This window comes from Burkholderia pyrrocinia (assembly GCF_003330765.1).
Taxonomy (GTDB): domain Bacteria; phylum Pseudomonadota; class Gammaproteobacteria; order Burkholderiales; family Burkholderiaceae; genus Burkholderia; species Burkholderia pyrrocinia_B.
The window spans coordinates 1,541,462-1,561,227 of the sequence record NZ_CP024902.1; the positions used below are offsets into that span (position 1 = coordinate 1,541,462).

Here is a 19,766-nt window from a genome sequence, read left to right on the forward strand (position 1 = left end):
CGGATCGGCGCGCACGCGTCGATCGCGCCGACTGCACCGACTGCACCGTTACGCGATCATCGCCAGCGCGTTCGCGCCGACGTGCCATCGCAGGCTCTCGACGACGAGCGCGTGATTGTGTTCGGAGTCGAGCCCCGCGATCGTCATCGCGCCGACGATGCCGGCCCCGGCGATCCGCAACGGCACGCCGCCGCCGTCGAGCGCATAGTCGTCGTCCGACAGCCCCTGCGAGCGCAGCGACCAGCCGGCGCGACGAAACTGCGCGCCGACCTCGAGCGAACTCAGGCCGAAACGGCGTACGGTGTTCTGCCGGCGGCGGATCGCGTCGCTGTCGTCCGCGCGGCTGCCGTCGAGCGCGCAGTAGAACAGCGGCGCCGCTTCGCCGACGATGCCGACCGCGATCGGCAGCCCGCGGCGCGACGCGATGTTGATCGCGATTTCCCCCAGCCGGCGCGCGACGTCGGCATTGAAGCGCTGCAGCGCCGTGTCCGGCGCGTTTTCGTCGAAGGGCGCGTGATCGATGCGCAGGAAGGTCGTCATCATGGCGGCTCCGTATCGTCGCAGGTCCGGTTCGCGCGCCGGCATCGCAATGTCACGGGCTGCGCGCTTGCCCGTCGTGGGTTCAGCGCGTCGGCGGCGCGTCGAGCATCCACTCGTGCGCGGGATCGTTCTTGAACGCCCACGCGCGGCTCGGCCCGGCCATCACGTTCAGGTAATACAGGTTGTAGCCGTGCGGCGCGACGACCGGGTGGTAGCCGCGCGGCACCATCACGACGTCGTGGTTCTCGACCGCGCACGCTTCGTCGAGGCTGCGGTCGTCCGTGTACACGCGCTGGAACGCGAAACCCTGCGGCGGATCGATCCGGTGGTAGTAGGTTTCCTCGAGCGAGGTTTCGTCGGGCGCCGCATCGCGGTCGTGCTTGTGCGGCGGATAGCTGCTCGAATGGCTGGCCGGCGTGACGACTTCGACGACCAGCAGCCGGTCGGCCGCCGGGTTGTCGCCCATCAGGATGTCGCACACGTAGCGCGTGTTGGTGCCTTGCCCGCGCACCGAGCGGCGCATCCGTTCGCCGTCGAGGCGCCGCACGGGCTTGTCGCCGCTCGCGTACGGCGCGGTGCACAGCGCGATTTCCGCATCGCGCGTCGCGACCAGCGTGACGGTCTTGCCGCCCGGCACGTACAGCGCGTCCGGCGACACTTCGTCGAATACGCTGTCGCGCTTGCCGAGCGCATCGTAGGTTTCGCCGTCGACGTCCGCGCGCACCGTGCCCGTGAGCACGACGACGCACAGCTCGCGCGCGCCGGTGTCGAGCGTTTCGGTGTCGCCCGCCTTCAGGCGCAGCGCGCGAAAGCCGACGTGCTTCCAGCCGGCCGACTCGGGCGTGACGTTGCAGATTTCGCGGTCGGCGGATGCCTTGACCAGCAGGGGAGAAATCGTCATGGGGTAGGGCTCCGCAATAGGGTGGGGCTCAAGCGTTCACGCGCTCAACCGGTCGACGATCGCGCGCAGCGATTCGTAGCCCTTCTTCGCATACGGGTAGCTCGGCGCGACCGCCGGATCCTGCTCGGCCTCGACGACGAGCCAGCCTTCGTAGCCGGCGTCCTTCAGCGTGCGCAGCGTCGCCTCGTAGTCGAGCGCGCCGTCGCCCGGCACCGTGAACGTGCCGTTGATCACGCCGTTCAGGAAGCTCCAGCCGTCGTTGCGTGCCTGCGTGACGACCTGCGGCCGCACGTCCTTGCAATGCACGTGGACCACGCGCGACACGTGCTTCTTCAGCAGCGTCACCGGGTCGGCCGCGCCGCCGAAATACGCGTGGCCCGTGTCGAACAGCAGGAACACCTTGGCCTGATCAGTCAGCGCCATCAGCCGGTCGACGTCGTCCGGCGATTCGACGTAGGCGCCCATGTGGTGATGGTAGGCGAGCTTGATCCCGTACGTGTCGAGCAGATGCGCGCCGAATGCGTCGAGGCGCGCCGCGTAGCGCTGCCACGCGGCATCGTCGACGAAGCGCGGCCGCTTCGCGACCGGCGTGTCGATGCTGCCCTGGATCGTGCCCGCGCATTCGCCGTAGACGACCACCTTCACGTCGTTGACCTGCAGCTTCGTCAGGTGCGCGCGGCAGCGCTCGATTTCCGCGGCGACCGCATCGGCGTCGCTCATGCCCGGCTCGACTTCCGCGAGAAAGCCCGAATACCAGCCCGACACGCAGACGAGCCCGAATTCGGCGAGCTTCGCCTTCAGCTCGGGGCCCGTCTTCGGAAACTTGTTGCCGAGCTCGAAGCCCGCGTAGCCGATTTCGGCGCCTTCCTTCAGCGCCGTTTCGAGCGGCGTCTCGCCGCCGAGCGACGGCAGGTCGTCGTTCATCCACGACAGGGGATTGATACCGATGCGGACGTTCCAGCTCATGAGGTGCTTCCTTGGTTCGGGTGTTGTTTGGGCGGGGCGGGTGCGTGGGCAGCGCGCGGCATCAGCGCCGCTGCCGGGTCTTTGCGTCGAGATACGTGCGGTGCGCCTGCTCGACGCCGGTGCGCCCGGACACCTGCGGCACCGCGACTTCCCACCACGCGCCGCCGTCGTCGGTCGTGCGCCGGTGCGTGGTGTCGATCACGAGCACCTGGCTTTTCTTCGCCGCACGGGCACGGCGCATTTCGCTGCGCAGTTCGCCGACGTCGCGCACGTGCACGGCTTCGGCGCCCATCGCGCGCGCATGCATCGCGAAGTCGATCGTCGAACGCTCGCCGCCTTCCGGCACGCAGTCGTCGAGCATGTTGTTGAAGCTCGCGCCGCCGCAATTCAGTTGCAGCCGCTCGATGCAGCCGTAGCCGCGGTTGTCGAGGATCACGACGATGATCTTGCGGCCGAGCATCACGGAGGTGGCGAGTTCCGCGTTCAGCATCATGTACGAGCCGTCGCCGACGATCACGATCACCTCGCGCTCGGGCCGCGCGAGCTTGGCGCCCAGGCCGCCCGCGACTTCGTAGCCCATGCACGAGTACGCATAGTCCATGTGATAGTTGCCCGGCACGCCGCTGCGCCACAGCTTGTGCAACTCGGCCGGTAGCGTGCCGGCCGCGCATACGACGAGGTCGTCGCGCGCGCTGTCGCGCCCGGCGTCGGCCGCGGAATCGCGCACCGCGCCGATCACTTCCGCGTCGTACGGCAGCGTGTCCTTCGGCATGCGCGTCGTCAGCTCGGTCACGCGCGCGTTCCACGCGGCGGCCTGGTCGCGGTTGCTGGCCGTCCATGCCGGATCGGCGTGCCAGCCAGCCAGCGCGGCCGACAACTGGCCGAGGCCGGTGCGCGCATCGGCGACGAGCTGCCGGCCGCGTTTCTTGCCCGCGTCGAACGGCTGCACGTTCAGGCTCAGCAGCGTCGCGCCGCCATAGAGCGCGTGCGAGCCGGTCGTGAAGTCCTGCAGCCGCGTGCCGACCGCGAACACGACGTCGGCCTGCGCGGCCGCGCGGTTCGCGGCGGGCGAGCCCGTCACGCCGATCGACCCGAGGTTCAGCGGATGGTCCCACGCGAGGCTGCCCTTGCCGGCCTGCGATTCGGCGACCGGCACGCCGTGCGTATCGGCGAACGCGCGCAGCGCGTCCCACGCCTGGCTGTACAGCACGCCGCCGCCCGCGACGATCAGCGGCTTCTTCGCGGCCTTCAGCACGTCGAGCGCGTCGGCGAGTTCGAGCGCATCGGCCGGCGGCCGGCGCATCCGGATCACCGGCGGCGCGAAGAAATCCTCGGGCCAGTCGTACGCGAAGGTCTGCACGTCCTGCGGCAACGCGAGACACACGGGGCCGCATTGCGCGGGGTCGGTCATCACCTGGATCGCGCGCGGCAGCGCGACGAGCAATTGCTCGGGCGACGTGATCCGGTCGAAGTAGCGCGTGACGGGGCGAAAGCAGTCGTTCGCGCTGACGTCGCCCTGTTCGAAGTCCTCGATCTGCTGCAGCACGGGGTCGGGCAGCCGCGACACGAACACGTCGCCGGGCAACAGCAGCAGCGGCAAGCGGCCGACGTGCGCGAGCGCGGCCGACGTCAGCATGTTGGTCGCGCCGGGGCCGATGCTCGACGTCGCGGCCATCATCCGCTGGCGGAAATTCGCTTTCGCGAACGCGACGGCCGCGTTGGCCATCCCTTGCTCGTTGTGCGCGCGAAACGTCGGCAGCCGGTCCTTCTCGGCATGCAGCGCTTCGCCGAGCCCGGCCACGTTGCCGTGGCCGAAGATCGCGAACACGCCGCCGCAGTACGGCAGGATCTCGGTGCGGCCGTCGGGCTGGACGACTTCGGCGCGCAGGGCGGCCAGGTAGCGCACGAGCGCCTGGCTGACGGTCAGTCTTACGGTGGTGGTCATCGTCGGTCGATAGAGAGAAGTCGGGTGGTCGTCACGAACACGGGCATCAGGCTGCTGCTGCGGCGCGCGCGGCGGCCCGGCGGCCCAGCCACGCGTCGACCAGTTGCGCGAAGTTGCCGGCCACTTCGTCGATCAGCGCCTGATCGTCGATCCGGCCCGCGAACCACTTCAGCGACGCATCGGCCCACAGCGTGCGCCCGACCATGAAGCCCTTGACGATCGGGTTGGTCGCCGAGCGGAAGCTGTCGACGAGGTATTGCAGCGGCTGGTTCAGCCCGAGGATCACCGCGCCGCGGCAGTGCGGATCGCGCTCCGCGATCAGCGCGGCGAGCCGCGCCCAGCCGTCGGCGCTCAACGGCGTGAGCTTCCACCATTCGGGTTTCACGCCGAGGTTGTAGAAGCGCGCGACCGTGCGCAGCACCGCGTCGTCCTCGGTGCCGGCCGGCGTGACCGCGCGCGGCGGAATCATTTCCAGCAGCAGCTCGTTGCCGCTCGCCCGCGTGGCTTCCCACAGTTCGAGCACGCGCTGCTCCTGCTCGACGCGCAGGTCGACGTGGTCGTCGGGGTGATAGTGAACGAGGCACTTCACGACCTGCTCGGTCGGCCAGTGCGTGAGCGACGAGCCGACCGAGCGCGTCTCGTCGAAGCGCAGCGGCCGCGAGCCCGGCAGCTCGACCGGTCGGCCGACCCACCAGCCGCGCCCGGTGGCCGACGCGAGCGCGTCGCTGCCGTACGCGCCGCCGTCGATCAGCACGCCGACGTGGCCTTCGATATGGCGATCGCGCTCGACCTGTTCGGCCGCGCGCACGAGCAGGCGCTTCAGCGTCTTGATCCGCGCTTCGTCCGCGCCGGCCTGCACCGCGAGTTCGTAGAACTGGCTGCGATGGTCGAACGCCATCACGCACAGGTCGTCCCATTCGCGGCGCGGCACCGTGACGCGATGCAGGTGCGCGAGCGTGCGGTCGGCGTCGACCACGGGATTGCGGCTGCCGTCGAACCAGTGCGCGAGTTCGGCCGGCGTCGGCATCGCGGCCGAGCACGCGTGGCGCGACACGACGATCGCGCCGCACGCATTCGCGATGCGCGTCGATTCGACCCAGTCGCGGCCGCGCAGCAGCCCCGACAGCAGGCCCGACAGGAACGCGTCGCCCGCGCCGAGCACGTTGAGCACCTCGACGCGTTCGCCGACGAAGGTCGGCGCATCGTCGATGCGCGCGGGGATGTCGCCCTCGATCACGCAGCAGCCGAGCGCGCCGCGCTTGACCACCAGCGCGGCGCCGGTCGTGCGGCGCACGGCCTCGAGCGACGCGATCAGGTCGTGCGGCACGCCGCCCGCGATCAGGAACTCCTCCTCGGTGCCGACCAGCAGGTCGAATTCGCCGAGCACCTGCTGCAGTTGCCGCGTCACCTGCGCGTCCGGCACGTAGCGGTTCTCGCCCGCGCCGCGCGCGGTCAGCCCCCACAGCACGGGCCGGTAGTCGATGTCGAGAATCCGCACGACGCCGTGGCGGCGCGCGTAGCCGAGCGCGGTCAGCGACGCTTCGCGCGTGGCCGGCGTCGACAGATGTGTGCCGGTGATCGCGAGCGCGCGGCAGCCGGCGATGAAGTCCTCCCGGATCTCGTCGGCGCGCACGGCCATGTCCGCGCAGTTCTCGCGCATGAACAGCAGCGGGAACGTGTCGCGATCCTTCAGCCCGAGCAGCACCAGCGCGGTGAGGCGCTCACCGTCGGTCTGCAGCTGGCTCGTGTCGCAGCCTTCGCGCTCGAGCGTCTCGCGCAGGAAGCGGCCCATCTGCTCGTCGCCGACGCGCGAGATCATCGCGGTCTTCAGCCCGAGCCGGGCCACGCCGAACGCGACGTTGCCCGACGAGCCGCCGAGATACATCTGGAAGCTGCGCGCGTCTTCCAGGCGGCTGCCGTACTGCTGCGCATAGAGATCCACGGCCACGCGGCCGAGGCAGGCGAGATCGATGGGGCGGTCACTCGGAAAGTTCAGCAGGCTCATATCACGTGTCACGCTCGCAGCCGGCGCTGGGCCATGCCGGCAGATTAGGGGGCCGATCCGCTCGCCGGTGGCTGCCGCAACGTGCGCTGCACGACGCGAGGTTGCCTGCCGCAAGGAATCGGGCTACGGACGCAGTCTAGACTTTTTGGAAATCCAGTTCCCTAGGTGAAATCACGTAGAAATAAATTTCCAAAATTTCGAGGAAGTGATCTACAGTTTCATCCGGATGCTTCAGTCCGTATCGGACTCGGCCCGGCGGCGCGCAACGCGCCGTCTTCCGCCCCCCGGAGATGAGGAGACAGAGTGATCATGAAGACCAAGCTGATGGCCGTCGCGGCCGCCGCGATCCTGGCGACGCCGCTCGCGCACGCCGAGAAGATCGGCGTGACGATGGCGTCGTTCGACGACACGTTCCTGACCATCCTGCGCAACGGCATCGCCGACGCAGCGAAGAAGGACGGCGCGACGGTGCAGATCGAGGACGGCGGCAACGACGTCGGCAAGCAGTTGAGCCAGGTCCAGAACATGATCGCGCAGAAGGTCGACGCGATCATCGTGAACGCGGTCGATACCGACGCGACGCCGAAGATCACGAAGATGGTAACGGCGGCGAAGATCCCGCTCGTCTACGTGAACCGCAAGCCGGTCGATTTCGACAAGCTGCCGGCCGGCGTCGCGGTCGTCGCGTCCGACGAGAAGCAGTCGGGCACGCTGCAGGCGCGTCAGGTGTGCAAGCTGCTCGGCGGCAAGGGCGACCTCCTCGTGCTGATGGGCGAACTGTCCAACGAATCGGCCCGCGCCCGCACCAAGGACATCGAGGACGTGATCGCGACGAAGGATTGCTCGGGCATGAAGATCGTCGACAAGCGCGAAGGCAAGTGGAGCCGCACGCAGGGCCAGGACATCACGATGAACTGGCTGAGCTCCGGGACCAAGTTCGACGCGATCGTGTCGAACAACGACGAAATGGCGATCGGCGCGATCAACGCGCTGAAGGCCGCGCGCAAGTGGACGCCGAAGACCGTCGTCGCCGGCATCGACGCGACGCCGGACGGCCTCGCGTCGATGAAGAGCGGCGATCTGAAGGTGTCCGTCTACCAGAACGCGGTCGGGCAGGGCACGCAGGCGGTCGCCGCGGCGCTCAAGCTCGCGAAGAAGCAGAACGTCGACCGCTTCGTGAACGTGCCGTTCGAGCTCGTGACGCCCGAGAACATGAACCAGTACGCCAAGCACTGACCGGCTTTTCCGTTGAACTGCGTGGGCCCGGCATCGCCGGGTTCGCGTGCGACTTGTCGAGGAACGTCCATGTTTACAGCCAGGATCGCGCGCCCGATGGCCGGCGACGACGCGCCGGCCCCTTCGTCTGGATCGCCCGGATCGTCCCCTCCGGACGCGCCGCCGGCTTCTGCCGCGGCCGACTGCGTGCTCGAGGTGCGCGGCGTCGGCAAGTCGTTCCCGGGCGTCGTCGCGCTCGACGGCGTGCAGTTCCGCGTGCGCCGCGGCACCGTCCATGCGCTGATGGGCGAGAACGGCGCGGGCAAGTCGACGCTGATGAAGATCATCGCGGGCGTCTACACGCCCGATCAGGGCGAAATCCTGATCAATGGCGAACCCGTCGTGCTGCACGGCCCGCTCGATGCGCTCAATCGCGGGATCGCGATGATCCATCAGGAGCTGAACCTGATGCCGTACATGACGGTCGCGGAGAACATCTGGATCCGCCGCGAACCGAAGAACCGCTTCGGCCTGATCGATCACACGGAGTTGCGTCGCCGCACGGCCGCGCTGTTCGAGCGGCTGTCGATCGACATCGATCCGGAAACCGACGTGCGCACGCTGACGGTCGCGAGCCGCCAGATGGTCGAGATCGCGAAGGCCGTGTCGTTCGACTCGGACGTGCTGATCATGGACGAGCCGACGTCGGCGCTGACCGACAAGGAAGTCACCCATCTGTTCCGGATCATTCGCCAGCTGCGCGAGCAGGGCAAGGGCATCGTCTACATCACGCACAAGATGAACGAGCTGTTCGAGATCGCCGACGAGTTCTCGGTGTTCCGCGACGGCAAGTACATCGGCACGCATGCGTCGAGCGACGTCACGCGCGACGACATCATCCGCATGATGGTCGGGCGCGAGATCACGCAGATGTTCCCGAAGGAGGAGGTGCCGATCGGCGACGTCGTGCTGTCGGTGAAGAACCTCGGCGTCGACGGCGTGTTCCGCGATGTGAGCTTCGAGCTGCGCGCAGGCGAGATCCTCGGCGTCGCGGGCCTCGTCGGCTCGGGGCGTTCGAACGTTGCGGAGGCGCTGTTCGGCGTCGTGCCGGCCACGTCGGGCGAGATCCGGATCGACGGCAAGCCGGTGCGGATCGCGACGCCCGCGCAGGCGATGAAGCACGGGATGGCGTTCCTGACCGAGGACCGCAAGGACACCGGCTGCTTCCTGAATCTCGACCTGCTCGCGAACATGGAAGCGGCCGTGCTCAGCAACCGCTACGTGAAGTTCAATTTCGTGCAGCAGGCGCAGTTGAAGCGCGACTGCGAGGAAATGAGCCGGACGCTGCGCGTGAAGACGCCCGGGCTGCACGAGGAGATCCAGAACCTGTCGGGCGGCAACCAGCAGAAGGTGCTGATCGGCCGCTGGCTGCTCACGCAGCCGCGCATCCTGATCCTCGACGAACCGACGCGCGGCATCGACGTCGGCGCGAAGGCCGAGATCCACCGGCTCGTCAGCGCGCTCGCCGGCAAGGGCGTCGCGGTGCTGATGATCTCGTCGGAGATGCCGGAGGTGCTGGGGATGAGCGACCGCGTGATGGTGATGCACGAAGGGCGCATGACCGGCATCGTCGAACGCAAGGACGCCGACCAGGTCCGCATCATGGATCTCGCGTCGCGCTGAGCCGAAACAAGCATGGAGACAACTGAAATGGGCAACCTGAATCCGGTCGCGGACGCGCAGACCATGACAATCAAGGCGCGGCACACGAAGTGGCCGCCCGAGCTGAGCATCTTTCTCGTGCTGGTCGGCATCAGCCTGTTCTTCGAGATCGTCGGCTGGGTCGTCGTCGGCCAGAGCTTCCTGTTCAACGCCGAGCGGCTCGAGATCATCGTGTTGCAGATGGCCGTGATCGGCATCATCGCGGTCGGCGTGAACCTCGTGATCATCACCAGCGGGATCGACCTGTCGTCGGGGTCGGTCGTGGCTGCCGCGGCGGTCGTGTCGGCGAGCCTCGCGCAGGTGTCCGACTTCCCGCGCGCGGTGTTTCCGCACCTGACCGACCTGCCGATCATCTGGCCCGTGCTCGCCGGCGTGTGCGTCGGGCTGCTGGTCGGCCTGCTGAACGGCACGCTGATCGCGATGACGGGCATTCCGCCGTTCATCGCGACGCTCGGCACGATGGTGGCCGCGCGCGGGTTCGCGAAGTGGTTCACCAACGGGATGCCCGTGTCGATGCTGACCGACCCGTTCGCGGCCATTGGCGCGGGGGCGAACCCCGTGATCATCTTTCTCGTGATCGCCGCGATCTTCCACGTCGTGCTGCGCTACACGCGCTTCGGCAAGTACACCTACGCGATCGGCGCGAACCGTCATGCGGCCGTCGTGTCGGGCATCAACGTCACGCGTCACCTGATCTTCGTCTATGCGATCGCGGGCCTCCTGAGCGGAATCGCGGGCACCGTGACGGCCGCGCGCGCGATCTCGGGCCAGTCGGGCATGGGCGTGATGTACGAACTCGACGCGATCGCGGCCGTCGTGATCGGCGGCACGTCGCTGTCGGGCGGCCTCGGCCGCGTGACGGGCACCGTGATCGGCGTGCTGATCCTCGGCGTGATGACGTCGGGCTTCACGTTCATCCGCATCGACGCGTATTACCAGGAGATGGTCAAGGGCGCGATCATCGTCGCGGCCGTGATCGCCGACCAGTATCGCAACAAGAAGACGCGTCGCTGACCGCACGCGTCCGACCGGATACCGCATTGACCAAGGAAGCCTGATGAAGATCGCGCTGGACCCCTACATGATTCGCCACCTGCCGCTCGACCGGTTGCCGCACGCGGTGGCCGAGCTCGGCTACGACCAGATCGAGCTGTCGCCGCGCAGCGACTTCCTCGACTGGTGGGTGATGCCGCGTGCGACGCGCGAGCGCATGGCCGGGTTTCGCCAGGCAATGCGCGCGAGCGGCGTGGGCCTTGCGTCGCTGCAGCCGATGTACCGGTGGGCGAGCCCGTTCGAGGACGAGCGGCAATGGGCCGTGCGCTGCTGGAAGAAGGCGATCGAGGTCGCGATCGAGATGGAGTGCACGCTGATGGTGTCGGAGTTCGGGCGCGGCGCGTCGCCCGAGCGTTCGGTCGGCGAGCGGCCGGGCGCCAACCCGAAGGAGCTGTGCGAAGCCGCGTGGTTCCGTTCGATGGACGAGCTGCTGCCGATTCTCGAGCGCGAACGCATCGTGCTGTCGGTCGAACCGCATCCGGAGGACTGGATCGAGCAACTGCAGCCGGCGATCGACATCGTGACGAACCTCGGCTCGCCGTCGCTGAAGCTGTCGTACATCGCGCCGCACACGTTCTACTACGGCGACGACCTGGCCGCGATGATCGCGCAGGCCGCGCCGATCCTCGCGCACGTGCGCGTGGCCGACACCTTCGACCACCGCAAGAGCAGCCAGCTGCGCTACATCGTGAACCCGCCCGGCTCGAACCAGATCCGCGTGCACCAGCATCTCGACATCGGGCAGGGCGAGATCGACTGGGACGTGTTCTTCGGCGCGCTCGGCGCCGCGGGCTTCGACGGCGTGATGTCGTCGTGCGTGTTCGCGTGGGAGGACCGTGCGGAAGCGTCGTCGCGCTACATGCGCGACACGATCCGGCGCTACATCGAGCGCCATTTCGATCGCCCGGCGCGCTGACCGATGACTGACCGGCGCGGCACGGGCCGCGCCGCTGACGAATGACTGGAGACCCCTAGATGACCTTGCAAATCGGCGTGATCGGCTGCGGCGCGATCGGCCAGGACCATATCCGCAGGCTGACCCGCACGCTGTCCGGCGCGCGCGTCGTGGCCGTCAACGACATCGATCCGCAGCAGGCGCGCGACGCGATGACGAAGGTCGGGATCGACGCCGAGATCTACGGCGACGGCCATGAAGTGATCGCGGCCGCCGACGTGCAGGCCGTGCTCGTCACGTCGTGGGGGCCGACGCACGAAGCGTTCGTGCTCGACGCGATCGCGCACGGCAAGCCCGTGTTCTGCGAGAAACCGCTCGCCGTCACGGCCGAAGGCTGCATGCGGATCGTCGAAGCGGAAGTCGCGCACGGCAGCCGGCTCGTGCAGGTCGGCTTCATGCGGCCCTACGACGACGGCTATCGCGCGCTGAAGCGCGTGATCGACAGCGGCGAGATCGGCGCGCCGCTGATGCTGCATTGCGCGCACCGCAACCAGTCGGTCGGCGAGCGCTACACGACCGACATGGCGATCACCGACACGCTGATCCACGAACTCGACGTGCTGCGCTGGCTGCTCGGCGAGGACTACGCGAGCGCGCAGGTCGTCTACCCGAAGAAGACGCGCCATGCGTCCGCGCATCTGGCCGATCCGCAGATCGTGCTGCTGGAAACGGCGAGCGGCGTGCGCATCGACGTCGAGATTTTCGTGAACTGCCAGTACGGCTATGACATCCAGTGCGAGGTAGTCGGCGAGCAGGGCATCGCGAAGCTGCCCGATCCGCCGGCCGTGGGGCTCAAGCAAGCAGCGCGGCACGCCGTCGAGATCATGACCGACTGGAAGGAGCGCTTCATCGCGTCGTACGACGTCGAGTTGCAGGCGTTCGTCGACGGCGTGCGGCAGCGCGCGCTGACGGGCCCGTCCGCATGGGACGGCTACGCGGCGGCGGTCGCGGCCGACGCCTGCGTGCGTGCGCAGCAGAGCGGCGCGGTCGAGCCGATCGCGATGGCCGAACGCCCCGCGTTCTATCGCGGCTGAACCGTGGCCGCGCGCCGCTTACCTGCCGGACTGACCGACATGACGATGAAGATTGGTTGCGCACCGTGCTGCTGGGGCGTCGACGACGTGAAAAACCCGCACCTGCCGCCGTGGCGGCACGTGCTCGCCGAGGCCGCGCAGGCCGGCTACTCGGGCATCGAGCTCGGGCCGTACGGCTACATTCCGCTCGAACTCGACGTGGTGAGCGCCGAGCTGGAGCGGCAGCGTTTGAGCATTACCGCCGGCACGATCTTCGACGATCTCGTGTCGCCGGAGAACCTGCCGAGCCTGCTGCGCCAGACGCGCGAGATCTGTGCGCTGATCACGCGGCTGCCGGCGCTGCCGACGCAGGATGGCCAGCGCTATGCGGCGCCGTACCTGGTCGTGATGGACTGGGGGCACGAAGAACGCGATTACGCGGCCGGCCATGCCGATCGCGCGCCGCGGCTGTCCGCCGAACGCTGGGCACGCATGGTCGACCACATCCGGCAGATCGCCACGATCGCGCGCGACGAGTTCGGCGTGCGTGCGGTGATCCATCCGCATGCGGGCGGCTACATCGAGTTCGCGGACGAGATCGACCGGATCGTCGCCGATATTCCGGCCGACACGGCCGGCCTCTGCCTCGACACGGGCCACCTGCATTACTCGGGCATGGACCCGGAGACCTGGCTGCGCCGCCACGCGGCGCGTCTCGACTACGTGCATTTCAAGGACATCGACGCGGCCGTGTACGACGCGGTGATGGGCGAGCACATCGCGTTCTTCGCCGCGTGCGCGCGCGGCGTGATGTGCCCGATCGGCACCGGCGTGCTCGACTACGTTTCGATCCGGCATGCGCTCGACGACATCGGTTACGCGGGCACCATCACGATCGAGCAGGAGCGCGACCCGCGCAATGCCGGCACGAGCCTGCGCGACGTCGCCGCGAGCCGCGCGTTTCTCGCGTCGGCCGGCTTCGCATGAACCACTGAACCCCCGAATACCTGAACACGGACCAGGAACACCACCATCATGATTGACGGACAGATTCTGCTTGGACATTCGATTCGCTGGGGCATGGTCGGCGGCGGGCTCGGCAGCCAGATCGGCTACAGCCACCGGTCGGCCGCATTGCGCGACGGCAGCTTCCAGCTGGTTGCCGGTGCATTCGACATCGATCCCGAACGCGGCCGCCAGTTCGGCGTGAAGCTCGGCGTCGCGGCGGACCGCTGCTATCCCGACTACGCGACGATGTTCGAGGCCGAGGCGCGCCGCCCGGACGGCATTCGCGCAGTGTCGATCGCGACGCCGAACAACACGCACTTCGAGATCTGCCGCGCCGCGCTGAACGCGGGGCTGCACGTGGTCTGCGAGAAGCCGCTGTGCTTCACGACCGAGGAGGCCGAGGCGCTGCAGCGCCTGTCGGTCGAGCAGAACCGGATCGTCGGCGTCGCGTACGGCTACTCCGGGCACCAGATGATCGAACAGGCGCGCGAGATGATCGCGCGCGGCGATCTCGGCGAGATCCGCATCGTGCAGATGCAGTTCGCGCACGGGTTCCACAGCGAGGGCGTCGAAGCCGCGAGCGCGGCCGCGCGCTGGCGCGTCGACCCGAAGTTCGCGGGCCCGAGCTACGTGCTCGGCGACATCGGCACGCATCCGCTGTACATCTCCGAGGTGATGGCGCCCGAGCTGAAGATCCGGCGGCTGATGTGCTCGCGGCAGAGCTTCGTGAAGAGCCGCGCGCCGCTCGAGGACAACGCGTTCACGATCATGGAATACGACACGGGCGCGATCGGCTACGTGTGGTCGAGTGCGGTGAACGCGGGCTCGATGCATGGCCAGAAGGTGAGGGTGATCGGCTCGAGGGCGAGCGTCGAATGGTGGGACGAGCATCCGAACCAGCTGCGCTACGAAGTGCAGGGGCAACCCGCGCAGGTGCTCGATCGCGGGATGGGTTATCTGCATCCGAATGCATTGCGCGAGGATCGCATCGGCGCCGGGCATCCGGAAGGGTTGTTCGAGGCCTGGTCGAATCTCTATGCGCGCTTCGCGCTCGCGATGGATGCGGCCGATCGCGGCGACGCCGCGGCGTTGAAGAATATCCGCTTTCCGGACGTCCATGCGGGCGTGGAGGGCGTGCGGTGGGTCGAGAACTGCGTGCGCTCCGCCGACGCGGGCGGCGTGTGGATCGACTATCGTTGAGCAGGGCAGGCCGGTTGCGGCGCGCCGAGCGCCGGCCATCGGCCCCGGCAGACTCGGTAGACACCCTAATCTTTACGACGCCGCGAGAGCGTTGGACAATCGCTTCCAGTCTTGCCGTGGAGCGTGTGCAAGTGATGATCGAGCGCGTGGGAGCGAAACGCGCGGCGCGGGCCGTGCCGCAAACGTGATTAAATTCGCCCTTCATGCATGTATCTAGGGTCTGTTTACATATGGAACGCACATGCGAATGCCCGAAATCGCTCGTAGGGCAAGAAGTGAGGAGCGCCGTTTGGCCGAGCCAAACAAGCGACGAGCGACGCCGCCATACGGGCGATTTCGGGCATTCCCGTGACATGAATTTTTTAATTTGGGGTTGCCACGAGAACGGCCGCTCGCCGCGTTGCGCTCCTTGCGAATACGCCAGTATTCGCAGCGTCACGCGCCTTGCGAGCGGCCGTTCTCGTGGCAACGCATGCGCGTTCCATATGTAAACAGACCCTAAGTGAGTCCCGGGCCGCGTCCGTCTGCATCGCGCGCGCATCGGGGCCGTCAACTTCGCGCTATCCGATGAGTTCATCCGAGAAACCTCCCGCCACCGTCGAGCAGTTCCTGCAGCACCTGACGCAGGAATACGACGGCCTCAGCAATCGCCTGAAGGTGATTGCGCGCCACGTGGAAACGCATCGGGACCAGCTTGGCCTGGAAGGCATCCAGTCGCTCGCGGAGGCGTGCGGCGTCCAGCCGTCGGCCGTCGTGCGCTTCGCGAAGCATTTCGGCTTTTCCGGCTTCTCGGAGATGCAGCGGCTGTTCCGCGAAGGGCTCGCGCAGCAGATCGCGCCGGGGCGCGCGTACAACCTGCGGCTGCGCGACGTGATCGAATCGGGCTCGTCGAGCCTGCAGCCCGAACAGATCGCCGACGAGTTCATCAAGGGCAGCATTGCAGGGATGCAGCAGCTGCGGCAGACGCTCGACCCGCAGGCGCTCGCACAGGCCGTCGATCTGCTCGCCGACACGCAGGCGATCTGGATCGCGGGCTCGCGGCGCGCGTTTCCGATCGCCGTGTACCTCGACTATGCGCTGCAGCACACCGACAAGCGCATCGGGCTGTTTAGCGCGCTCGGCAGCATGCACCTCGGGCAGATCCGGTCGGTGCGCAAGGGCGACGTGATGATCGTCATCTCGTTCATGCCGTATGCGGACGAGACCGTGCAGGTCGCGCAGCAGGCCGTGCAGCGCGGCGCGCGACTGATCGCGATCACCGACAGCCGGATGAGCCCGCTCGCGCGGGAGGCCGAGGTGACGCTGATGGTGCAGGACAGTGCGACGTTCGGCTTCCGCGCGCTGACGGCCACGATGGGCCTCGCGCAGAGCCTGTTCGTCGCGCTTGCGTACCGGCTCGAGCTGTCGTACCTGCCGACCGCCGACGGCGCGCACGGCACGAAAGCCGGCTAGGGCCTGTTCCCGCCAATAACGGGCTTGCGCTGGCCACCAGAAGGGCCGGGCGCAAGGAATGCGACGAAGCTTCTGCCGGCGCACCGCCCGCCCGCCTGACCGGCCGGCGGGCGGCGCACCGGCCCGCTTACTTCGCGGTCGGCATCGCGAATTCGGCGCCCTTGCCGATGCTCGACGACCAGCGCTGCATCACCGACTTCTGGCGCGTATAGAAGCGCACGCCTTCCTCGCCGTACGCGTGCATGTCGCCGAACAGGCTCTTCTTCCAGCCGCCGAAGCCGTGCCACGCCATCGGCACCGGAATCGGCACGTTGATGCCGACCATGCCGACCTGGATGCGCCGCGCGAATTCGCGCGCGATGCCGCCGTCGCTCGTGAAGCACGCCACGCCGTTGCCGAACTCGTGCGCGTTGATCAGGTCGACCGCTTCGCCGAAGTCCTTCACGCGTACGCAGCCGAGCACGGGCCCGAAGATTTCTTCCTTGTAGATCCGCATGTCGGGCGTCACGTGGTCGAACAGCGTGCCGCCGGTGAAGAAGCCTGCCTCGCGGCCGGGCACGCGCAGCCCGCGTCCGTCGACCACCAGTTGCGCGCCTTCGCTCACGCCTTGCTCGATATAGCCTTCGATGCGCTTCAGCGCTTCGCCGGTGACGATCGGGCCCATCTCGACTTCGGGTGACATGCCGTCGCCGATCACCAGCTTGCGCGCGCGTTCGGCCACCATCGGCACGATCTTGTCCGCGACATCGCCCACCAGCACCGCGATGCTGATCGCCATGCAGCGCTCGCCGGCCGAGCCGTACGCGGCGCCGATCAGCGCGTCGACGGCCTGCTCGATGTTCGCGTCGGGCATCACGACGAGATGGTTCTTCGCGCCGCCGAGCGCCTGCACGCGCTTGCCCGACTGCACGGCGCGCTGCTGCACGTAGGCCGCGATCGGCGTCGAGCCGACGAAGCTGACGGCCTGCACGTCGGGGTGGTCGAGCAGCGCGTCGACCGCGCCCTTGTCGCCCTGCACGACGTTGAACACGCCGGCCGGCAGCCCGGCCTGCGTCAGCAGGTCGGCGATGAACAGCGCGGCCGACGGGTCGCGCTCGCTCGGCTTCAGCACGAACGTGTTGCCCGTCGCGATCGCGACCGGGAACATCCAGCACGGCACCATGCACGGGAAGTTGAACGGCGTGATGCCCGCGACCACGCCGAGCGGCTGGCGCATCGTCCAGTTGTCGATGCCGGTGCTGACCTGGTCGGTGAAGTCGCCCTTCAGGAGCTGCGGCACGCCGCACGCGAATTCGACGATGTCGATGCCGCGCGCGACTTCGCCCTGCGCATCGGAAAACACCTTGCCGTGCTCGGCCGTGATGATCGCCGCGAGCGTGTCGCGGTGCTCGTTCATCAGCTGCAGGAAGCGGTGCAGCACGCGCGCGCGGCGGATCGGCGGCGTGGCGGCCCAGGCCGGGAAGGCGGCGTGGGCCGACGCGACGGCCTGCTGTACTTCGCTGCCGTCGGCGAGCGCCACGCGGCGCACCGCGCGGCCGAGCGCGGGATTGAGGACGTCCTGGAAGCGGCCGCTGCGGCCGGCAACGGGCGCGCCGTCGACATAGTGGCCGACGTCGGCGTCGGACGTGTACGCGGGAACCGGATTCATCGTGTCTCCTGGGGATGAGGGGTGAACGGAACCTAGTCTAGGGAAACCGGCGGGGCGGGAGAAGACCGCGAAACTTGATTCACTGTTCAGAATTCTGAATAATCAATGGATGAATCAGCAAAATGTCCAGGCGCTCTGGCCGCATATCCATTCGCTGACGGTACTGGCCGCGGCCGGCAGTTTCACGGCCGCCGCGCAGCGGCTCGGCATCAGCAAGGCCGCGATGAGCCAGCGCATCGCCGATCTCGAAAAGGCGGCCGGCGTGCCGCTCGTGCGCCGCACGACGCGCAGCGTGCGGCTTACCGATGCGGGCCAGACGCTCGTCGACAGCACGCGCGACGCGTTCGAGTCGATCGGGCAGCACTTCGCGCGCGTGAAGGACCTGGCCGGCGAGCCGCGCGGCCTGCTGCGCGTGACGGCGCCGGTCGCGCTCGGGCGCCAGCAGGTCGTGCCGCACCTGCCCGATTTCCTGCGGCAGTATCCGGGCGTGCACATCGAGCTCGACCTGTCGGACCGGCTGCATTCGCTGACGCAGGAGGGCTTCGACCTCGCGATCCGGCATACGACCACCGCGCCGCAGACCCACGTCGCGTGGAAGCTATGCGACACGCGCTCGCTGCTCGTCGCGAGCCGCGACTACCTCGACGCGCGCGGCGCGCCGCGGCACCCGGGCGAACTCGTCGATCACAGTTGCCTCTGCTATCTGCGCGACAACGAACCGGCCGCGTGGAGCTTCGAGCCGGACGGCCGGCGCCGCGAGCGCGTGAGCGTGCCGGTGCGCGGCAGTTTCGCGGCGAACAACAGCGAGGCGATGCGCGAGGCCGCGCTCGGCGGGCTCGGCATCGCGCTGCTGCCGGATTTTAGCGCGCGGCGCGATCTCGACGCCGGCCGGCTCGTCGCGCTGCTCGACGGCTGGCGGCCGTCGGGCGCGTTCGGCGATCACATCTTCGCGATCCGCCCGTACAGCCCGGTCGTGCCGAGCGCGGTGCGCGCGCTCGTGCGGCACCTGCGCGAGCGGCTTGCGGGCGGCTTCTCCGGCACGTGACGTCGGTGCCCGCGGGCGCCGGGCCGTGGGCGGCCCCGGCAGGCGCGGCGGCGCTGCGGTAAAATCGCTGCTTGCTCCCGCGCCTCGTGTGGCGCGTCATTCGAAGGTCGACAACCGATGCAGATTCACAAGGAAGTGGATGCGCGCGGGCTCAATTGCCCGTTGCCGATCCTGCGTGCCAAGAAAGCGCTTGCCGATATGGAAAGCGGGCAGATCCTCAAGGTGCTCGCGACCGATCCGGGCTCGCAGCGCGATTTCGCCGCATTCGCGAAGCAGACAGGCAACGAGATCGTCGAATCGACGACGCAGGACAAGACCTTCGTGTTCCTGATGCGCCGCCGCTGACGGCCCGCATCGCCCGGCCCTGGCCGGCCAGCCAGCCGACCCTCTCTGACAATTCTTAAACCTCGCTTCGTGACCGGCTGCGTATACTGACCCGGCCGGTCGTCCGCACCCAGCGGATGCGCCGGCCACGGTACGGCGGGCACGGGGGCCATGCCTGACGCTACCGTCGTACAACGGGGAGAGGACATGTCCTTCAGACCAAGGACCATTCGAAATCCGTCCGAAGCGGAATGCATTGCGCCCATGCGAGCGCCGGGACTGAGCCGTATCGAGCTCGATCCGCAACAGGATCGCCACGCGCGTGCCGCGCTGGAGGCCTATGCGGATTCGGCCGCGGCCGAGATGCCGTGGCTGGCCGAGTGGCTCGATGAACGGCTGCGCGATGCCGCGCAGGACGACGGCTTGGGCCTGACCTACTGCGGTGCGACGGTCGAACGCGTGTTCGATCTGGCGCAGGCATGGGCGGCGGGCCAGCCCGACTACACGGCCGGCGCGTGGGAGCGCGTGCGCGGCCAGTTGCAGCGGATGCTTGCGCAACCGGCGCCGTTGCGATCGATGGTGCAGCGCGTGCCGGCCGATGGTTTCGCCGAGCCGGTGGTCGGCATCGCGGGCGTCGATTAGGCGTCCGATTGCGCGACGGGAAGGATTATTCGAAGAAAGGACGCTAGTCCGCGCAATTTCTTGGCGAATTTCATACTACTATGATGAAATCGCCGGTTCGTCCGTGCCCCGTTTTTGAGATATTTAACCGGG

17 protein-coding genes are annotated in these 19,766 nt (G+C 68.1%); 11 read left to right on the forward strand and 6 right to left on the reverse strand.

Annotation, left to right across the window (positions count from 1 at the left end; genetic code table 11):
- Positions 1-48 precede the first annotated feature (48 nt).
- The 5 genes from CUJ89_RS07405 to CUJ89_RS07425 all read right to left on the reverse strand — a co-directional run bounded on the left by CUJ89_RS07405 (position 49) and on the right by CUJ89_RS07425 (position 6,357).
- The gene (locus tag CUJ89_RS07405) at positions 49-543 is read right to left on the reverse strand and encodes a heme-degrading domain-containing protein (protein ID WP_114178529.1); all 495 of its coding nucleotides are present in this window, start codon (positions 541-543) and stop codon (positions 49-51) included.
- Between the two features lie 79 nt (positions 544-622).
- Positions 623-1,441, reverse strand: a complete 819-nt coding sequence (gene iolB, locus CUJ89_RS07410; RefSeq protein WP_114176770.1) for a 5-deoxy-glucuronate isomerase — start codon at positions 1,439-1,441, stop codon at positions 623-625.
- A gap of 36 nt (positions 1,442-1,477) precedes the next feature.
- Positions 1,478-2,407: a myo-inosose-2 dehydratase gene (gene iolE / locus CUJ89_RS07415; protein ID WP_114176771.1), complete on the reverse strand. Its 930-nt coding sequence runs from the start codon at positions 2,405-2,407 to the stop codon at positions 1,478-1,480.
- A gap of 61 nt (positions 2,408-2,468) precedes the next feature.
- Complete coding sequence (gene iolD, locus CUJ89_RS07420) at positions 2,469-4,352, reverse strand: 3D-(3,5/4)-trihydroxycyclohexane-1,2-dione acylhydrolase (decyclizing) (protein WP_114176772.1); 1,884 nt, start codon at positions 4,350-4,352, stop codon at positions 2,469-2,471.
- Between the two features lie 46 nt (positions 4,353-4,398).
- A complete protein-coding gene (locus tag CUJ89_RS07425; protein ID WP_114176773.1) occupies positions 4,399-6,357 on the reverse strand; it encodes a bifunctional 5-dehydro-2-deoxygluconokinase/5-dehydro-2-deoxyphosphogluconate aldolase in 1,959 nt (652 codons plus the stop codon).
- A 309-nt stretch (positions 6,358-6,666) separates the two neighbouring features.
- Here CUJ89_RS07425 and CUJ89_RS07430 point away from each other — a divergent pair, with 309 nt between their 5' ends.
- From CUJ89_RS07430 to CUJ89_RS07465, 8 genes are all read left to right on the forward strand, one after another.
- Positions 6,667-7,593 carry a sugar ABC transporter substrate-binding protein gene (locus CUJ89_RS07430; RefSeq protein ID WP_114176774.1) on the forward strand — a complete coding sequence of 309 codons (927 nt, stop codon included), beginning with the start codon at positions 6,667-6,669 and terminating at the stop codon, positions 7,591-7,593.
- 69 nt (positions 7,594-7,662) lie between these two features.
- The gene (locus CUJ89_RS07435; protein ID WP_114176775.1) at positions 7,663-9,255 is read left to right on the forward strand and encodes a sugar ABC transporter ATP-binding protein; all 1,593 of its coding nucleotides are present in this window, start codon (positions 7,663-7,665) and stop codon (positions 9,253-9,255) included.
- 27 nt (positions 9,256-9,282) lie between these two features.
- Positions 9,283-10,308, forward strand: a complete 1,026-nt coding sequence (locus CUJ89_RS07440) for an ABC transporter permease (protein ID WP_114176776.1) — start codon at positions 9,283-9,285, stop codon at positions 10,306-10,308.
- A 43-nt stretch (positions 10,309-10,351) separates the two neighbouring features.
- The gene (locus CUJ89_RS07445) at positions 10,352-11,263 is read left to right on the forward strand and encodes a sugar phosphate isomerase/epimerase family protein (protein ID WP_114176777.1); all 912 of its coding nucleotides are present in this window, start codon (positions 10,352-10,354) and stop codon (positions 11,261-11,263) included.
- Between the two features lie 59 nt (positions 11,264-11,322).
- A complete protein-coding gene (locus CUJ89_RS07450; protein WP_114176778.1) occupies positions 11,323-12,336 on the forward strand; it encodes a Gfo/Idh/MocA family protein in 1,014 nt (337 codons plus the stop codon).
- A gap of 39 nt (positions 12,337-12,375) precedes the next feature.
- Positions 12,376-13,302, forward strand: coding sequence for a TIM barrel protein (locus CUJ89_RS07455; RefSeq protein WP_114176779.1), 927 nt, complete (start codon positions 12,376-12,378; stop codon positions 13,300-13,302).
- Between the two features lie 48 nt (positions 13,303-13,350).
- A complete protein-coding gene (locus tag CUJ89_RS07460) occupies positions 13,351-14,523 on the forward strand; it encodes a Gfo/Idh/MocA family protein (protein WP_114176780.1) in 1,173 nt (390 codons plus the stop codon).
- Positions 14,524-15,090: 567 nt separating this feature from the next.
- Positions 15,091-15,975, forward strand: coding sequence for a MurR/RpiR family transcriptional regulator (locus tag CUJ89_RS07465; RefSeq protein ID WP_114176781.1), 885 nt, complete (start codon positions 15,091-15,093; stop codon positions 15,973-15,975).
- A gap of 127 nt (positions 15,976-16,102) precedes the next feature.
- Here the strand turns inward: CUJ89_RS07465 and CUJ89_RS07470 are convergent, their stop codons facing one another.
- Positions 16,103-17,623: a CoA-acylating methylmalonate-semialdehyde dehydrogenase gene (locus CUJ89_RS07470; protein WP_114176782.1), complete on the reverse strand. Its 1,521-nt coding sequence runs from the start codon at positions 17,621-17,623 to the stop codon at positions 16,103-16,105.
- A 109-nt stretch (positions 17,624-17,732) separates the two neighbouring features.
- On the opposite strand from CUJ89_RS07470, the gene CUJ89_RS07475 reads away from it, so the two are divergent.
- The 3 genes from CUJ89_RS07475 (at position 17,733) to CUJ89_RS07485 (ending at position 19,634) form a co-directional block, all read left to right on the forward strand.
- Positions 17,733-18,668: a LysR family transcriptional regulator gene (locus CUJ89_RS07475; RefSeq protein ID WP_114176783.1), complete on the forward strand. Its 936-nt coding sequence runs from the start codon at positions 17,733-17,735 to the stop codon at positions 18,666-18,668.
- Between the two features lie 117 nt (positions 18,669-18,785).
- Complete coding sequence (locus CUJ89_RS07480; RefSeq protein ID WP_006402122.1) at positions 18,786-19,013, forward strand: sulfurtransferase TusA family protein; 228 nt, start codon at positions 18,786-18,788, stop codon at positions 19,011-19,013.
- A 186-nt stretch (positions 19,014-19,199) separates the two neighbouring features.
- Positions 19,200-19,634 carry a peptidase gene (locus tag CUJ89_RS07485; RefSeq protein WP_114176784.1) on the forward strand — a complete coding sequence of 145 codons (435 nt, stop codon included), beginning with the start codon at positions 19,200-19,202 and terminating at the stop codon, positions 19,632-19,634.
- Positions 19,635-19,766 lie beyond the last annotated feature (132 nt).

What these genes read in the sequence shown, in the direction of transcription:
- CUJ89_RS07450 (WP_114176778.1), top strand. Translation starts at nt 11,323, where the DNA reads ATGACCTTGCAAATCGGCGTGATCGGCTGCGGCGCGATCGGCCAGGAC.
- CUJ89_RS07455 (WP_114176779.1), top strand. Translation starts at nt 12,376, where the DNA reads ATGACGATGAAGATTGGTTGCGCACCGTGCTGCTGGGGCGTCGACGAC.
- CUJ89_RS07460 (WP_114176780.1), top strand. Translation starts at nt 13,351, where the DNA reads ATGATTGACGGACAGATTCTGCTTGGACATTCGATTCGCTGGGGCATG.
- iolB (WP_114176770.1), bottom strand. Translation starts at nt 1,441, where the DNA reads ATGACGATTTCTCCCCTGCTGGTCAAGGCATCCGCCGACCGCGAAATC.
- CUJ89_RS07475 (WP_114176783.1), top strand. Translation starts at nt 17,733, where the DNA reads ATGAATCAGCAAAATGTCCAGGCGCTCTGGCCGCATATCCATTCGCTG.
- CUJ89_RS07480 (WP_006402122.1), top strand. Translation starts at nt 18,786, where the DNA reads ATGCAGATTCACAAGGAAGTGGATGCGCGCGGGCTCAATTGCCCGTTG.
- CUJ89_RS07465 (WP_114176781.1), top strand. Translation starts at nt 15,091, where the DNA reads ATGAGTTCATCCGAGAAACCTCCCGCCACCGTCGAGCAGTTCCTGCAG.
- CUJ89_RS07485 (WP_114176784.1), top strand. Translation starts at nt 19,200, where the DNA reads ATGTCCTTCAGACCAAGGACCATTCGAAATCCGTCCGAAGCGGAATGC.
- CUJ89_RS07440 (WP_114176776.1), top strand. Translation starts at nt 9,283, where the DNA reads ATGGGCAACCTGAATCCGGTCGCGGACGCGCAGACCATGACAATCAAG.
- iolD (WP_114176772.1), bottom strand. Translation starts at nt 4,352, where the DNA reads ATGACCACCACCGTAAGACTGACCGTCAGCCAGGCGCTCGTGCGCTAC.
- iolE (WP_114176771.1), bottom strand. Translation starts at nt 2,407, where the DNA reads ATGAGCTGGAACGTCCGCATCGGTATCAATCCCCTGTCGTGGATGAAC.
- CUJ89_RS07470 (WP_114176782.1), bottom strand. Translation starts at nt 17,623, where the DNA reads ATGAATCCGGTTCCCGCGTACACGTCCGACGCCGACGTCGGCCACTAT.
- CUJ89_RS07445 (WP_114176777.1), top strand. Translation starts at nt 10,352, where the DNA reads ATGAAGATCGCGCTGGACCCCTACATGATTCGCCACCTGCCGCTCGAC.
- CUJ89_RS07435 (WP_114176775.1), top strand. Translation starts at nt 7,663, where the DNA reads ATGTTTACAGCCAGGATCGCGCGCCCGATGGCCGGCGACGACGCGCCG.
- CUJ89_RS07430 (WP_114176774.1), top strand. Translation starts at nt 6,667, where the DNA reads ATGAAGACCAAGCTGATGGCCGTCGCGGCCGCCGCGATCCTGGCGACG.
- CUJ89_RS07425 (WP_114176773.1), bottom strand. Translation starts at nt 6,357, where the DNA reads ATGAGCCTGCTGAACTTTCCGAGTGACCGCCCCATCGATCTCGCCTGC.
- CUJ89_RS07405 (WP_114178529.1), bottom strand. Translation starts at nt 543, where the DNA reads ATGATGACGACCTTCCTGCGCATCGATCACGCGCCCTTCGACGAAAAC.